General features: G+C 70.3%; 6 protein-coding genes and 4 pseudogenes. 3 read left to right on the forward strand and 7 right to left on the reverse strand.

Features of this window, described 5'->3' with window-relative positions:
- Positions 1-34: 34 nt before the first annotated feature.
- Together JGS39_RS13395 and JGS39_RS13400 are read right to left on the reverse strand one after the other, a co-directional pair.
- Entirely contained in the window at positions 35-2,212 is a 2,178-nt protein-coding gene (locus JGS39_RS13395; RefSeq protein ID WP_219569084.1) for an alkaline phosphatase D family protein, read from the reverse strand.
- A 239-nt stretch (positions 2,213-2,451) separates the two neighbouring features.
- On the reverse strand, positions 2,452-3,531 hold the full coding sequence (locus JGS39_RS13400; protein ID WP_219569086.1) for a zinc-binding dehydrogenase: 1,080 nt from the start codon (positions 3,529-3,531) through the stop codon (positions 2,452-2,454).
- A gap of 315 nt (positions 3,532-3,846) precedes the next feature.
- Between JGS39_RS13400 and JGS39_RS13405 the strand changes: the two genes are divergently transcribed.
- Positions 3,847-4,575: a GntR family transcriptional regulator gene (locus tag JGS39_RS13405; RefSeq protein WP_236062702.1), complete on the forward strand. Its 729-nt coding sequence runs from the start codon at positions 3,847-3,849 to the stop codon at positions 4,573-4,575.
- 492 nt (positions 4,576-5,067) lie between these two features.
- Here the strand turns inward: JGS39_RS13405 and JGS39_RS13410 are convergent.
- Both JGS39_RS13410 and JGS39_RS13415 read right to left on the reverse strand, forming a co-directional pair.
- Positions 5,068-6,219 (reverse strand): annotated as a pseudogene (locus tag JGS39_RS13410) (cellulose-binding domain-containing protein); the annotation flags it as partial.
- Positions 6,220-6,565: 346 nt separating this feature from the next.
- Positions 6,566-7,228, reverse strand: coding sequence for a DUF4230 domain-containing protein (locus JGS39_RS13415; RefSeq protein WP_219569088.1), 663 nt, complete (start codon positions 7,226-7,228; stop codon positions 6,566-6,568).
- Between the two features lie 234 nt (positions 7,229-7,462).
- Between JGS39_RS13415 and JGS39_RS13420 the strand changes: the two are divergent.
- Both JGS39_RS13420 and JGS39_RS13425 read left to right on the forward strand, forming a co-directional pair.
- Positions 7,463-9,341 (forward strand): annotated as a pseudogene (locus JGS39_RS13420) (transketolase).
- 229 nt (positions 9,342-9,570) lie between these two features.
- Positions 9,571-11,079: a DUF4246 domain-containing protein gene (locus JGS39_RS13425; RefSeq protein WP_219569090.1), complete on the forward strand. Its 1,509-nt coding sequence runs from the start codon at positions 9,571-9,573 to the stop codon at positions 11,077-11,079.
- Here JGS39_RS13425 and JGS39_RS13430 read toward each other — a convergent pair.
- From JGS39_RS13430 to JGS39_RS13440, 3 genes and pseudogenes are all read right to left on the reverse strand, one after another.
- Positions 11,046-12,129, reverse strand: a pseudogene (locus JGS39_RS13430) (peptidase C39 family protein). The gene JGS39_RS13425 and the pseudogene JGS39_RS13430 overlap by 34 nt on opposite strands.
- Positions 12,130-12,250: 121 nt before the next feature.
- Positions 12,251-14,260 (reverse strand): annotated as a pseudogene (locus JGS39_RS13435) (iron ABC transporter permease); the annotation flags it as partial.
- A 4-nt stretch (positions 14,261-14,264) separates the two neighbouring features.
- Complete coding sequence (locus JGS39_RS13440; protein WP_219569094.1) at positions 14,265-15,332, reverse strand: iron-siderophore ABC transporter substrate-binding protein; 1,068 nt, start codon at positions 15,330-15,332, stop codon at positions 14,265-14,267.
- Positions 15,333-15,552: the final 220 nt, after the last annotated feature.

Consider the following 15,552-nt stretch of genomic DNA (forward strand, 5'->3'; position numbering starts at 1 on the left):
CCCGGAATGCGAGGCGGGCCGAAGGGGGCGGGGCTCAGCGGTGGCGGCCCTCACCCTCCGCGCCGGCCTGCCGCGCGGCTCCGTCATGGCGTCCACTGCCGGAGGGCCTGGGGTAGGAGGTGTGGCCCAGTTCGCCCGCGGTGCGGGTCACCTCGAAGAGGCGCTCGCCGTCACGGTTGATCCAGGTGGCCGTGAGGGTCGGCATGTCGAGCGTCGTATCGGCGACCAGCTTGAGGAAGACGTGCGGCTCGACTGCACTGTGCACCAGGTGGGGGCTGGGCACGTTGAGACTCGGGATGGTGCTGTCGTGCAGGGGGCTGACGATGAACTGCCACAGGTCGTAGCCGACCCGCGGTCCGTAGCTCAGGGCCCGGGAGACGTGGATGTCGCCGCCGATCAGGAAGCAGCCCGGGATCTCCTCCTCCTTGATGAAGTCGTAGATCGCCTCCCGCTCGTAGGAGTACGTGGCCCAGTCGTCCTTCTCGGCGTTCTGCTTGTCGTCCCAGATCATGCCGGTGGCTATGGCCTTGAACGGCGCTGTGCTCCTGCGGAGCTGTTTGCGGAGCCAGTCCCACTGCACCGTGCCCAGACAGGTCAGCTGGGTGCTGTCGGCCCAGCTCGGTGCGGTTCGGCTGAACCAGCGCGGGTCGAGCAGGAAGACCTCGATCGGTCCACGACGGAAGGATGTATAGACACCCTCGCCGTCCGTGCGCTGCGTGAGGATCTTCCCGTCCGCTGTCTGCCCGAAGGTGGGGTTGGCACGGTAGTTGACGAAGGCCGTGCGGTTCTGGCGCTTGCTCTTGTAGTCGCCGTGGAAGTCGTTGCCCCCGAAGTCGTGGTCGTCCCAGGTGGCCCAGACCGGCATGGAGCTGATCATCCGGGAGATCTCCGGCTGCACCAGGAACGTACGGTGCTTCTGCCGTGCCACCGCGAGGTCGGCACTGTCGACGTACGGGGTGTCCCCCAGCATGACGAAGCTGTCGCAGCCCTCTTCCATGATCTTCGTCCACACGTGGTCGGGGACCGACGATCCGCACGAGCCCATCCCCATGGTGACCACGGAAGGCTTGTCCGGAGCGGGTGAGGTCGTGAACGAGCCGGCCATCGGCGTGAAGCCGGCCGCCTCCTTGACCGGGGTCAGGACGAACTCGTACGCCGTGTCCGGGGCAAGACCCCGGAGCTGGGCGATGAGCGTGTGGTCGTTGTCGGGCTCGATGCGGGTGGTGACGGTGCGCCAGGCCCTGTTGTCGTGCCTGCCGGCCTTCCGGTAGGCACAGTTCCAGCGGGCGTGCAGCGAGGGGTCGAGGCCGGGGCGGGCCCAGATGCGGGCGCTGCCGGGTTCGGTGTGGCCGACCATGGGCCCGACCGGCCGCTCCGGCGGCATCGGCGTCGGGACCACGGCGGGTGCCGTACCGGAACGCACCGACGCGACGTACCCGGACAGCGCGGCGAAGAACGCCGCACTGTCCGCCACCGCCTCGGCAGGCTGGACCACCACGCCGGCACCGTTGCGGATCTTGTCCAGGGTCAGGCTGGTCACGAGGAACCGTCCGGCGCCGAACTGGCCCTCCAGGAGGGCGGGCGGGAACCCGGAGGCGGCGCACGCCATCAGCACCCGCATCGAACTCCACCGCTGGACCGTCTCGTAACTCACCCGCGGACTGGCGTTCCGGCCGGTGAACAGCCGGCCGTTGCTGACACGCTGCCCCTTGACGAGCGGATGACCGGCATCGACCGGGTAGACCGTGTCGTAGTCGGCGTCCGTACGCACCGCGGACACACCGGCCGGCAGATAGGCCACCGGGGCGCCGTACTGGTCGGACTGCGCCAGATCCAGGACGACTCCGCCGCCGGCGACGAACCGCCGCAGGGAATCGGCCTGGTCGGCGACGTACTCGAGGTACTCACCGCTGTTGTTCGTGAACGTGCCGAAGGCGATCAGGTCGACCGGCTGCGGCTGTTCGTCCGCCGGAAGCGCCAGGTCGAGCGGAACGACCTCGAAGCCGGCCTGCCCCAGCAGTTCGGCCAGCCCCAGAGCCTTGGTCCAGGGGTCCTCGTACTCCAGGACGGCGGCGCGCAGCGGGACTTCGGCACTCCCTGCGGGGCCCGGCGCGGCGCCGGCGGCGAACGCCGGTGCGGCGGCACCGGCCGTGAGAGCGGCTGCGACGCCGCCGGTCAGTATCTTCCGCCTGTCCAGCCCGTTGTCCGGCATCTCTTCTCCTTCGGAACGCGGCCTCGGGTCCGCCCGGCGCGGATACGAAGACCGAATGGTGAGGGCCCGTCTGAGGGCTCGTACGCAGACGCTGGCAGAGTGCGCGGCGAAGGACAATGACTTGTATCTACAAGTCATTCCGCGTTCACGCACGTCTTCGGGACGGCATGCGGTGTTCACCCACTCCCGCTCCCGGGTCACGCTCTCCGCGCCCGGCCTCCTCGCGGGCGGGGCAGGGGTCAGCCCAGAGCCGGCAGAACGGCCTGCCGCGGGGCATCCGCGCCATGGGCGGCCCGCACGGCCACACCGAGATCGCTCAGCGCGTACGCCCCTTCCACCAGGCCGGCGAAGGGGTGCGCGGCATGGCGGGCGGCAAGGAACGCGACGGCCGACTGGAGGTCGGCGGGACGGTAGTTGTGCACACCGGTGACCGTGCGCAGCCCCCGAACCAGCCACTCGGGGTCGACGGACACCGCGTCCGCAGGAGAGACCGAGCCCGCCAGCACGGCGATTCCTCCGACATCGAGGGCCGACAGACACGCCGCCACACCCTCCGTACGCCCCGACAGCTCCAGAGCGACGTCGAAGAGGCCGGGAGGTTCGTTCACGTCCCGCACCCGGGCGGCTCCGAACTGTCCGGCCCGCACCCGCCGCGCCGGGGACGGATCGACAGCGGTCACGCGGGCGCCTCCCAGGGCGGCCATCGCCACCGCCGTCAGGCCGAGCATGCCCGCCCCGGTGACCAGCACCTCACGCCCTTCCAGCGGACCGGCGGCGGCCAGGACGGCGGCCACGGTGGCGGTGGCGCAGGAGGCCGGGGCGGCGACCACGTCGGGCAGCCCGTCGGGCACGGCGACGATGGCGGTCCCCGGCAGCAGCAGGCAGTGGGTGGCGAACCCGCCGGTCAGGGGAGCACGTTCGTCGAACGGCTCGTGCCCGTACTTGCGCAGGCCCTGGCACTTCTGCGGGTTGCCGCGCAGACAGCGCCGGCAGCTTCCGCAGGAGGCGGTGACCGACCACACCACGCGCAGCCCCGGCACCACCGGCGTGCCGTCCACGCAGGACGGCGCCCCGGGCCCCACCGCCAGCACGGTCCCCACCTGTTCGTGCCCAAGCACCGCGGGGACCGGGGACGGCCGCCGGCCGTGCACGGTGTGCAGGTCGCTGCCGCATACGGTGGCCAGATCGATGCGCACGAGCACCTCCCCCGCACCGGGCGACCGCGGGGTCGTGGCGTTCACCAGAGTGAAGGGCCGGTCGACCCCGTCCCAGCGGGCGTAGCGAACGGTGACGAGTTCATCGGAGGTGGTCCCAGGCATGGCGTCAAACCCAATCCGTCATGATTGCTTGCGCATGATTACTTGCATGCGAGTAGGCAACATGTATAGACATCCCTACGCGGCCGCGGCGAAACTCTGGGTGAACAGCGGATGCAGAATCACTCTTCGGCCCGGCCCGCACGGGCGTCCCCGGCACCTGCCGCCCCTCGCCTTTCGTCCGAACACCACACGCCGGGTGGGTAGTTCGCGCCGGTTACGCCCGGAGCGCACCGGGGCCCAGGTGCCGGAGCAGACCACACGGCCAGGTGACCGACGGCAGGAGGAGCATCGGCAGGCATCTGTAGAGTCAAGTCCATGGCAACACCTCTGCACCGGACCATCGCAGCCGAACTCCGCCACCGGGTTCGTTCCGGGAAGCTCCAGGTCGGCGAGTCACTGCCGTCCGAGTCCCAGCTGTGCGAGGAGTTCTCGGCATCACGAGGACCGGTCCGCCAGGCGCTCGCCACCCTGCGCGACGAGGGGCTCATCGGTGGCGGCCAGGGGAAGCGGACGGTGGTGCTGGACACGGTCCCCACCCAGCCGTTCGAGTCGTTCCTGTCCTTCACCCACCGTGCGGAACTGACCGGACACACCCCTGGGCAGAAACTGCAGGAGATCGCGCTGCGGCGCCCCGAACCGGAGATCGCCGCCGCCCTGGAGATCAACGCGGACGACCTCGCGGTCCAGCTCATCAGGCTGCGCCTGCTCGACGGACGCCCCGCGATGCTGGAGCGCATGACGTACGTCGAGTCGGTGGGCCGCCCGTTGATCTCCGCCGATCTGGACGCCGGCTCCATCTACGCCCTGCTCACCGAGCAGGGCGTAGATCTGCACTCGGCCCGGCACACGTTCGACGCCGTACCCGCAAACAGCCTGGACGCGGAACTCCTGGACGTCCCCGAGGGCTTCCCGCTCCTGAGGGAACGACGCCTGACGACCGATTCCCACGGCACCCCCGTCGAATGGTCCGAGGACCGCTACCGCTCGGACACCGCGACGGTGACGGTCACCAACACCCGTAGCTCCCGCAGCGCCATGCTCTGAGCGCGACAGGCAGGGCCACTTCCCGTACGGAGGTACCTTCCCCTCCATGGACAGTCAGCGAGAAGGCGCGCACTGCGGCATCTGCGGTCAGGCGATGGACGGCCATGACGCTCATCAGCAGGACGAGGGCGGCCGACCGGCCCGAAAAGGGAAGAGTGTCACCTACGTCGTCGTGGAGCTGCGCGGAGCCACCGCCCATTTCCAGGCAACGGACGACCCCACCCGGACGTTCAGGACCGGTGCCGCCGACTTGGCGGGGCAGCTGGGGATCGGCCTTTCCGGCCTTCTGGACCGCCGGTACACGTGCTGGGTGGAGCCAACCGAATACGGCGTCGTCCGAAGCGGATTCACCCTCGCCTGACAAGTTCCCAACGCCCGGCCGGGCCTTACCGATGACAAGTTCCCAACGCCCGGCCGGGCCTTTCCGGCGACAAAAGCCCAACGCCCGGCCGCCCCCTTCCGACCGGGCGTTTCGAACAGCATCTCGACCGNGACGACCACGTCGTCGAACCACAGGGTGTCGTCGCCGGTCCCGTAGCTCTCCCAGCCCAGCCGCAGCGCGGTGGGCCTCGGCGGCGTGGTCCGGGAGAGCCACTGCTGGTCGATGTCCTGGGTCGGTACGCCGTCGGCGTGCAGCCCCGGCACCTGTTCTTCGTTGAGCCAGGTGTCGAGTTCCGGCGCCGTGGTGTCGACCGCGAACCGCACGCATTGCCAGCTGTTTGTCGGCAGGGGCCTGCTCAGTCCCACCCCGACCGGGCTCTGCGCCGGGAGCGTGGCGTCGTCGCTTTCCCGGTTCCACTGCAGGGCGCCGTTCTGGCCGCCGATCCGCAACGCCTTGCCGGCCTGGGAACTGTCGGGCATCGACACGAAGGTGACGTGCGCGGCAGGGAGCGCGGTGGTGTGCCGTACCCACATGCGGATGTGCAGCACCGGACCCACCGACGACAGGTCCGCCGCGGCAGCCACGAAGGCGTGGTTGCAGTAGCCGGCCCGCCCGTCCAACCGCAGCGATCTCGTGCCGCTGTGCGCGACCTCCGTGTCGACGGCGGCCGTGCCCGTGCCCTGGCAGTCGGGGGCGGTGAACTGCCAGTTCCCGGCGGGGGCAGGACCGGCCTGGTCCTCGAAGTCCTCGCAGACGGCGGCATCACCGCACTCCGCCGAAGGCGGTGTGGTGGGGGGTGGCGTCGTGGGAGGTGGCGTGGTCGGTGGTGAGGTGCCGTCGCCGCCGCAGGACACGCCGTTCAGGGTGAAGTCGGTGGGCGCCGAGCCGGCCGACTGCCAGGTCCCCTGGAGCCCGAAGTCGACGGTTCCGCCGTCGCTCAGCGCTCCGTTCCAGTCCGTGTTGACGGCGGTCACGGCGTGACCGGTCTGCGTGACGGTCGCGTTCCACGCGGAGGTGACCTTCCGGTCACCGTCGTACGTCCACGTCAGCCGCCAGCCGTTGAGCGCGGAACCCGTGTGGGTGATGCGCACCTGGGCGGAATAGCCGCCGGCCCACTCGTTGGCGGTGTAGTCGACCCGGCATCCGGGCGCCATATCCGAACCGCTGGCGGGCACCACGACGAAGACCGAGAACACCAGGGCGAGAGCGGCCACGGCCGCCGTCCAGGGTCTGCGCAGTAATCGTGGAAGAAGATTCGGCATGTGCGCCTCCTCGGGGTGGGGAACCGTAGGACAGGGCAGCGGAAGCACGGTGGGAGCGCTCCCATTCATCACAGCGACATGACGGCGTACTGTCAATACAGTGGTCCATCCGAGTTCACCCAACCCTCTGCCGCGGGCGCGGCACGATGGCCGCGGGCGCGGGCGAGCCGGGCGCTACTGCACGGCCGTGGGTGGGCCACATGGCGCTGTTGAGCCGGTCTCACACCACGGCCGTGCATACGACGGACTAGACGGGCGGCCACGCGTCATCCCGACCGGGATCTTCTGGACCGGCGAAGTCGGGCCGGCGGTTCCCGGTCAAGATGACGCACCGGGGCGCCTGCCGTCAGGTCCCGTAGGTGATCCGCACGTCCTTGAAGCCCAGGGAGTGCAGAAGGCCCTCCAGCATCCTGGTGGTGTTGGCCTCGGCCCTCGTGGTCAGTCCGCTGTCCTTGGCCGCATCGCCGATGTGCGAGACCGCGATTTTCTGCACGGCGTGTTCGCTGTTGGGGTTGTCCGAGAACACGTCTCCGAGGCGGTCGAGCAGGCCGCGTTGTTTGGAGACGGCGTAGGAGTGGTCGGCGTCCAGGGCGGGCTTGCCGAGCTGCGCGTGCGGGAGCCGCAGGGTGGCAGAGGTGCGGTCGTCGTTGACCGTCACGCCGTTCCCGCCGACGCTGCCGAGGTCCACGTACGCCTCCACCGTGCCCGCACCCACGTAGAGCGTGCGGGAGCCGCGTACGGCGTCCGGCAGGTACTTGGCGTCCTTCTCGAGGTCGACGACCACCTGGAAGTTTCCGGAGGCGGCGTCGAAACGGCTCATGTCCTTGATGGACTTGAGGACAGCGGGGCCCGAGCGGTCGGTCGTCTCGGTACCGAACAGATCCTTGATGCCCGGCAGTACAGCCAGCCTGATCCCGGCGAACAGCACCGCCATCACCAGCACGAAGGCAGTCATCACCTTCGCCCAGGCGGGCATGCGTCCGGGAAGGCGTCTGAGGGGAGTCGTCATCCGATGGCCCTCCTTTCCTGTACTCCGGATGCCCCGGGAAACCCTTACGAGACAGGTGAGTTGAGGAACATACGAAGAGTCAGACGGATGCGGGGCGGCACGAGGGCCGGCGCGGCCCCGTTCTTCGGCCCACGGCCGAACGAGGTCAAGCGGGCCCGGGGGCGTGATGGACCGCGCGAATCCGGGGAACCCTTTCTCGCGTCGCCTCGCGGCCCCCGACGAAAGGACCTGGCCATGTCCGCCCGACCGACCACGCTCGATTCCCGCACCGACCTGCTCCAGATCTTCGAGCTTGCCCAGCAGCTCCGTGTGGACTCGGTGCGCTCCAGCACGTCCGCGGGATCCGGGCACCCCACCTCCAGTCTCTCGGCAGCGGACCTGATGGCCGTGCTGCTCGCCCGCCATCTCCACTGGGACGACTGGCCACGCGCCGGACAACCCCGCCGGCGACCACCTCATCTTCTCCAAGGGGCATGCGTCGCCTCTCCTCTACGCCATGTTCAAGGCAGCCGGAGTCATCAGTGACGAGGAGCTGATGACCACGTACCGCCGGTTCGGCCACCGCCTCCAGGGCCACCCCACCCCGGTTCTGCCCTGGGTCGACGTGGCCACCGGCTCCCTGGGCCAGGGCATCGCCTACGGCGTCGGCATCGCGCTGGCGGGCCGCGACCTGGAGAAGCAGCCCTACCGGGTATGGGTGCTCTGCGGAGACAGCGAGATGAGCGAAGGTTCCGTCTGGGAGGCACTCGACAAGGCGGGCCGGCACCAGCTGGCCAACTTCACCGCGATCGTCGACGTCAACAGGCTCGGTCAGAGCGGGCCCACCGAGCTCCAGTGGGACACTGCCGCCTACGCAAGGCGTGCCGAGGCGTTCGGCTGCCGCGCCCTGGTGGTCGACGGCCATGACCTGGAAGAGGTGGACCGGGCCCTGACCACCGCGGCCGATGGGCAGGCACCCACCGTCATCGTCGCCAGGACCGTCAAGGGCCGGGGCGTCAGTGAGGTCGCCGATCAGGAGAACTGGCACGGCAAACCGCTGCCCGAGGATCTGGCCGAGCGCGCCGTGGCGGAACTCGGCGGAGTACGCGACCTGCGGGTGCGCGGCCCCCGGCCGCCCGAGGCCACCGCGGTCGCGGCCCCCGCAGCGGGCCCGGTGGAGCTGCCTCGTTACGACGTCGGGGACGAGGTCGCCACCCGGGTCGCCTTCGGCAAGGCGCTGGCCGCTCTGGGCGCCCGCCCGGAAGTGGTCGCCCTGGACGCCGAGGTCGGCAACTCGACGCACGCCGAGGACTTCCGGAAGGCCCATCCGGAGCGGTACTTCCAGGTCTACATCGCCGAACAGCAGATGATCGCCACCGCCGTCGGTATGGCCGTCCGCGGCTACCGCCCCTACGCCACCACGTTCGCCGCCTTCCTCACCCGGGCGCACGACTTCATCCGGATGGCCGCCGTCTCCGGGATCACCATGGCCCTGTGCGGAACCCACAGCGGTGTGGAGATCGGCGCCGACGGTCCCTCCCAGATGGGAGTCGAGGACCTGGCGATGATGCGCGCGATCCTCGGGTCCACCGTGCTGTATCCGTCCGACGCGACCTCGGCCGCCGCCCTGACGGCCGCCATGGCGGACATCGAAGGCATCTCGTACCTGCGCACCACGCGAGGCGCCTACCCGGTGCTGTACTCCGAGGACGAGACCTTCGCGCCGGGAGGGTCGAAGACGCTGCGCGGGGGCGGTGACGACGACCGGGTCACCCTGATCGGCGCCGGTGTCACCCTGCACGAGTGCCTGGCCGCCGCCGAGGAACTCGCTGCCGACGGGATCCCGGCCCGCGTCATCGACCTGTACTCGGTCAAGCCCCTCGACGCCGACGCCCTGGTCCGGGCCGCCTCGGACACCGGCGCTCTGGTCGTCGCCGAGGACCACCATCCCGAAGGCGGCATCGGCGAAGCGGTCCTCTCGGCCCTGGCGGCGTCCGGCAGCAACCCTGCCTTCGCCCACCTCGCCGTCACGGGCCTGCCGGGTTCGGGCACCCCCGGCGAACTCCTCGACGCGGCCGGCATCTCCCGCTCCCACATCGCCGGTTCCGCCCGCGCCCTGGTCGAGCGCCGCTGACGTCGAGCGGGAGCCGGAGTGGGCCGGCGGAGACCGCGTGAGCGTGTGCGTGGGGCGTGACGATGGAAGAGCACCAGCCCCGGAATGACGTACGGGTCATGAGCGGCCCGCACGGTCGTCTTCTGGGACTCTTCCTTCCCGGCGCCCGAAGGCGGGGACGGCTGCTGCGCTGTCAGTCGGCTGAAGTATCGTTCCCGCCACCACACGCCGACTCGGAGGATCAAGAGAATTGACCGGCCTGTCCGCCTTCCCGCTGCCCTTTCGCACCGCCCGTTCCCTGTCGTTCGCGACACCCCGGACGCTGCGGGAACTTCAGATGATGCGGTGCAGCTCGCACATTCGGACGAAGCCGCGATGGTTCGACAAGATGAACGATGCCGACATCGTCGCCAGGTGGACGCGGGAAGCGGTCGCCCAGGGGCTCACCGAAGCGCAGGTCGGCTATGTACTGGCCGAACTCGCGCACTACGCGGCCCTGCGGGACGAACGGACCGGCATCGAGGTGTCCGCCGTCGACGGGGTGTGGCAGTCGGACACGCTGATCGGCGAAAAGCTCGGATCCCGGCTGCGCGAGGCGGTCCGGGTTCTGGAACAGGTCCCCGAAGCCGACCGGGACTGGCATCCCGGATCCGACGGCCAGGTCCTGGATCTGGTTCATCCCTCACTGTTCTGTCTGGTGAGAGAAGTGAGCGGCGCGCCCGACCGGGCTTGGCTGAACCCGACCGATCGCTATGCGAAGTACGAGTTCTCGGACACGTTCCAGTGGCTGCCCACGGACGTCGACGTCAGTTCGGACGGCGATGTCGCATTCCGCTCGTACGTCAACAACGTTCACCCAGAGGCTCATCACGAACTCGCCTCCGTCCTCCCGGACTTGTTCGCACGCGTCCGCCCCCTGTTCGAGAAGGTGCTCACCGACCTGCGTCATCCACGGCCCCTGCGGATCGAGGCCGATCCCTATGGGTGGTACGACTCGGAGCCGGAGTATCCGGACGAATCCTCCTACGGTGACGACAAGGCCTACGCGGAAGCCGTCGACGCATGGGAGGTGGCCCAGGAGGACTGGTGGGATAGCCGCCGCCCGGTCGTTCCGGACGCGCCGGTCTTCGTCGCGCCGCAGGTGCCCGACGCATCCGCCCGAGTCGACCTGCGCGGCCGCAGTCTCCAGGTCATCGTCAAGCTCGCCACTGTTCACCTCACCCCGGACAAGCCCGAGTACACCGGTGGTTCCTGGCATGTCGAGGGAATGCTGAACGAGCGGATCGTGTCGACCGGCATCTACTACTGGGACAGCGAGAACATCACCGAAAGCCGGCTGAGCTTCCGGGCGGCACTCGACGACCCGCGCTACGAGCAGAACGACGACAACGGTCTGCGGGAGGTCTACGGCCTGGAGGACGAGGACGCGCTGAACCAGGCACTGGGATCGGCATCGACACCGGCGGGCCGCTGTCTGGCGTTCCCGAACATCCTGCAACACCGCGTCGGATCGTTCCGCCTCGCGGACCCGACCCGCGCGGGACATCGCAAGATCCTCGCGTTCTTCCTGGTCGACCCGTCGGAGAAGATCGTCTCGACATCCGATGTGCCGCCGCAACAACCGTGGTCCGAAGCCTCGACCATGACGCTCGAACAGGCCAAGGGCTTCCGCGAACAGCTCATGCAGGAACGCAAGTTCTTCGTCGATGAGCACAACGAGCAGATCTACGAGCGGGAGTTCTCCCTCTGCGAGCACTGAACCCCGCCGTGCCGCTCCGGGCGGCCGATGGTCACGGCACCCCGGAAGCGGTCCGGCGAGAGCGTCGACATCGTGTCGAGCGACGCGTCGGGGACCGGCAGGAGATGGGCATCGACCCAGGTGTCCCCCGTTGCCGCATTGGCCCAGGGATCCTCGATCACGACGGCTCCGGGGACGACGCCGTGGCAGAGCACCCAGTGCGGCACGTCGAACCCCTGCATGCCGGCGAGCGAGAGCAGGAGCGGCACGTGCTCCCGTCGGCCGATCGCGTCCCGGATCGCGGTCATGGAGAGGTGGACCGGGTCGATCGGCACACCGGTCCGTGCGGCGTCCGTGCGTGAGGCGCGCTGGAGCAGGGCACGCCATTCCTGTTCCTTCTCCGGGTGATGGTCGAGCAGGACGGGCCGTTGCGTGTCGAGGTGGATCTCGACGGGAGACGACGGCCAGGCCCGGCGTACGGCAACGCCCAGCCCGACCGGCTCGCAGGCGAGGAAGTTGTTCGCGTCGCGCCACAGCGTCAGCTCCGCCTGACGGTCGAGGGCGTCCCGCGGCAGCGTCCCCGCGTGCGCCTGCGCGACCAGGGCGGTGACGGCGCCGCACGTGAAGTGCGTGGTCTGCCCGTAGTACGGGGGCTCGGCGACCACGCCGCCGCTCAGCCAGCGGACGTATCCGGAATCGGGTCCGGTCGCGCCCTCCGACTGCGGCGGCGTCCTCGGGGTCTGCTGTCCAGCCTTCCCACTTGACCTGCACGAGCTCTCGGCGGCGTGCGTGGGCGACGACTGCCGCGACGGCTGCCCGCACATCGCCGACGGCATCGACGATCTTCAGATAGGCCGTGTCCGGGCGGGCCGTCACGAGCGCGGCAGCGGTCCACTCCTCACCGTCGTCGCCCGGCACGGCGACGATGTGAGGGGCGTGGGCCGAGCGGTCGGCCGTCTGCCAGCGCTCCGGCACCCGGTGGCCTCCGAGCCGCGTGGACAAGGCCGGCGACTCGTCGGGCACGAACGGGACGACGACGCTCTTCACGGACGTTTCCTGCGGGGACGGCATTGCGGTGCTCCTGGCGGGACGGCGGGGGAAGGGGAGGGAGAGGACGGGGCGTTCACCGGTGGGTGAACGGCTGGGCGGACTCGGCCGCCGTCCGGTGTCACGCGCGGGACTGCCGGAGCNCGGTGCGGCCGAGGGCGTCGGCCACACAGACCAGCAGTCCGCCGAGCAGCATCGCGACCGGGATCGACCGCCCGTGCCGGGCGCCCACCAGTGACCGGGCGAGGTGCGGGGCGACGAGCCCCACGAAGCCGACGACGCCGACGGCGGCCACGCTGAGTGCCGCGAGCACCGCGGCGATCGTCAGCGCCGCGAAGCGTACGCGTACCGGCCTGATGCCGACGATGCGCGGGGTGTCCTCGTCGACGGCGAGCAGGTCCAGCCGGTTGCGCATGGCGAGCAGCACGGGGAGTGCGAGCGCCAGGGCCACCGCGACGGGTACGACGTCGGGGAACGTGCGCCCGTAGGTCGTGCCGGAGAGCCAGGTGAAGATCCGGGGCGTGTTCCACGGGTCGGCGCGCAGCAGGAGGAAGGTGGTGATGGAGCTGAGGCCGTAGCCGCAGCCGATGCCGATCAGCACGAACCGGTCGGGCAGGAAGCCGCCGCGCCAGGACAGCAGGGCGATCAGCCCGAACGTGGCGAGCCCCGTCACGACGGCCGCCACGATGAGCAGCGGACGGCCGCCGGACAGCCCCGACGTGACGATGACCACGGCGCCCAGCCCGGCGCCCGCCGTGATGCCCAGCACACCCGGTTCCGCCAGCGGATTGCGTACCGCGCCCTGCACGACGCAGCCGGCCAGTCCGAGTGCCGCACCGGCGAGGATCGCGGCGACCACGCGCGGGACCCGGTCGTCGAGCGCCTGCCCGATCAGGTCGGGGGCGGCGCCCTGGATCCAGAGCGCGACGTCGCCGGTCCGCAGCCAGAGACTTCCGGCCAGGACCGCCACGACGGCTGCCACGGCCAGGAGTACCGCCGTGCCGGACACGACGAGGAGGAACGCGCGGCGCGACCGTGCGGCGACCCGTGCGTGCGGTGGCTGCCGGAGCCGTCCCGTGTCACGCAGCCGCAGCGCGAGGACCACGATCACGACGGAACCGAGCAGCGCGGTCGGCACGCCGGTGGGGATGGAGGCGGCCCCGTCCGCGCCCTGCACCGCACGCAGGGTCGCATCCGCGAGCAGGATGAGCAGCGCGCCGAGCAGCCCGGCCGCGGGCACCAGGAAGAGGTGGCGGCGCAGCGCCCGGGCCCGTCCCGCGATCAGCCGGGCGAACACGGGGGCGCCGAGGCCGACGAAGGCGATCGGGCCCGCGAGTGTCACTGCCGTGCCGGTCAGGACCACCGCACAGATCACGGCGATCACGCGGGTCGCCCGGATCGGCACACCCAGGGTGGACGCGGCGTCGTCACCGAGGTTCATCACGTCGAGCCGCCGGGACAGTGCCAGGGCGACGCACAGCACCACGACCACGACAGGGAGGGCGCGCACGGACGCGTCGATGTTCATCTGGGCGAGCGAACCGCTCCCCCATGCGAACAGACCGGTGGTGTTCTCCTTGAACAGGATGAGGACCATCGCGGTCGCCGAGTCCAGGGCCATCGCTATCGCCGACCCGGCGAGGATGAGACGGGTACCCGAGGTGCCGGCTGCCCGGCCCGCGAGGAGCAGCACGAGTGCTGCGGCGGCGAGGCCGCCGGCGAACGCCACGGCGCCCGACGCCCAGAGGGGCACGGTGAGACCGAAGGCGGCGACGAGCGAGAGCGTGAGATAGGACCCGGCGGTGACCGCGAGGGTGTCCGGGGAGGCGAGCGTGTTGTGTGTGATGGACTGCAGCAGCGCGCCGGCCGCTCCGAGGGCGAAGCCCACCGCCACGCCCGCGAGCAGGCGCGGCAGGCGCGAGCCGATGAGGATCTCACCGACCGGCGCTCCGCCGGTGTTCTCCCGTTCCCCGGTGAAGTATCCGACCAGGTCGCCGGCGCCGACCCCTGACGTTCCCTGCGTCAGGTGCCACATGCCCACCAGGACGGTCAGGACGAGGAGGGCCGCCAGGACGGCCGCCCCGGTGGGACCGCCGCCGCGCTCGGCGCGCGGCAGCGCTTCCCTCCGGGACACCGATGTCTGCGAGGTGCTCACTTGCTCACTTCTTGTCGAGTACGTCGACGTAGGCGTCGATCGCCTGCCGGCAGGAGAGCGGGCCGCCCGCTCCCCACACGCCCGACGGGAAGGCGTGTGCGCGGCCTTCCTTCACGGCCGGGATGGTCTTCCAGAGCGGGTTCTTCTCCAGCGCGGCGACGTACCCGCCGGCCCCTTCGTCATTGGCGTAGAAGAAGTTGGCGTCGCCCACCGCGGTGAGTCCCTCGACGTCGGTCTGCGCGAGACCGTAGGAGGGGTCGACGCCTCCGTCGCCGTGGGCCTTGTTGACGTCGTCGGTCCACACGGGGTTCATGCCGAGCTCTTCACCGATCTGGGTGAACAGGGCGCCCTTGCCGTACGGGCGGACGGTGAGGTTGCCGCCCTCCAGCCATCCGTCGAAGAACAGGAAGTCGTTCGTCGGCAGATCGGCGTCGGTGACCTGCTTCTTCGCCGTCGCGAGGTGGGCGTCGAACTCCTTGAGCACCTGGTCGGCCCGTTCGGTGCGCCCCGTCGCCTTGCCGATCATGCTGAACACGTTCTTCATGTTCCCGATCGGGTCCTTCGGGTCCGCCCCCAGCGTGGCCATCACGGGGACGCCTCGCTTCTCCAGCTTCGCGAGGGTCTCGTCGTCGGCCTTGAACGCCTCCACGACGATGAGGTCGGGCTTCGACGCGTAGAGGGTGTCGAGGTCGGGTTCCTCACGGGTGCCGATGTCGGTCACCCCGCCGGGCAGCTTCTCCGCGCTGACCCAGGTGCTGTATCCCTTGGCGTCGGAGACCGCGGTGGGGGTGACGCACAGGGTCAGCGCGTCCTCGACCTGCTGCCACTCCAGGACGGCGATCCGCTTGGCGGGCTTGTCGAGCTTCACCTGCCGGCCGACGCCGTCCGTGAAGGAGACCGGCTTCGTCGAGGTGGCCGTGGTGTCGTCGGCGCAGCTCGCCGACGCGGGCGCCGCACTGGCACTGCTGCCGGCTGCGTCGGTCTTGTCGACGGACGTCGTGCCGCAAGCCGTTGCGGCGAGGACGACGATCCCCGCGGAGGCTGACGCCGCGAGGCGATGGGCACGGTTCATGAATGTTCCTCTTTCTTACGATGAGTTGCGGCGGCGGATGATGCGCCGCCGCGTCCGAAGGCGGGGCGCGGGATGCTGTCCGGCCGCCTCGGGCGGGGATTTCGGGCAGGGTGTGGCCTGGCCGGTTCATACGGGTTGGGGCAGACCGTTCCGGACGCGACGGGGCCCGGGGGTTTCGGACGCGACGGGTCCGGGGTTTCGGACGAGTACGGGCCCGGGG

Source organism: Streptomyces poriferorum, from assembly GCF_019399235.1.
Taxonomy (GTDB): Bacteria; Actinomycetota; Actinomycetes; order Streptomycetales; family Streptomycetaceae; genus Streptomyces; species Streptomyces poriferorum.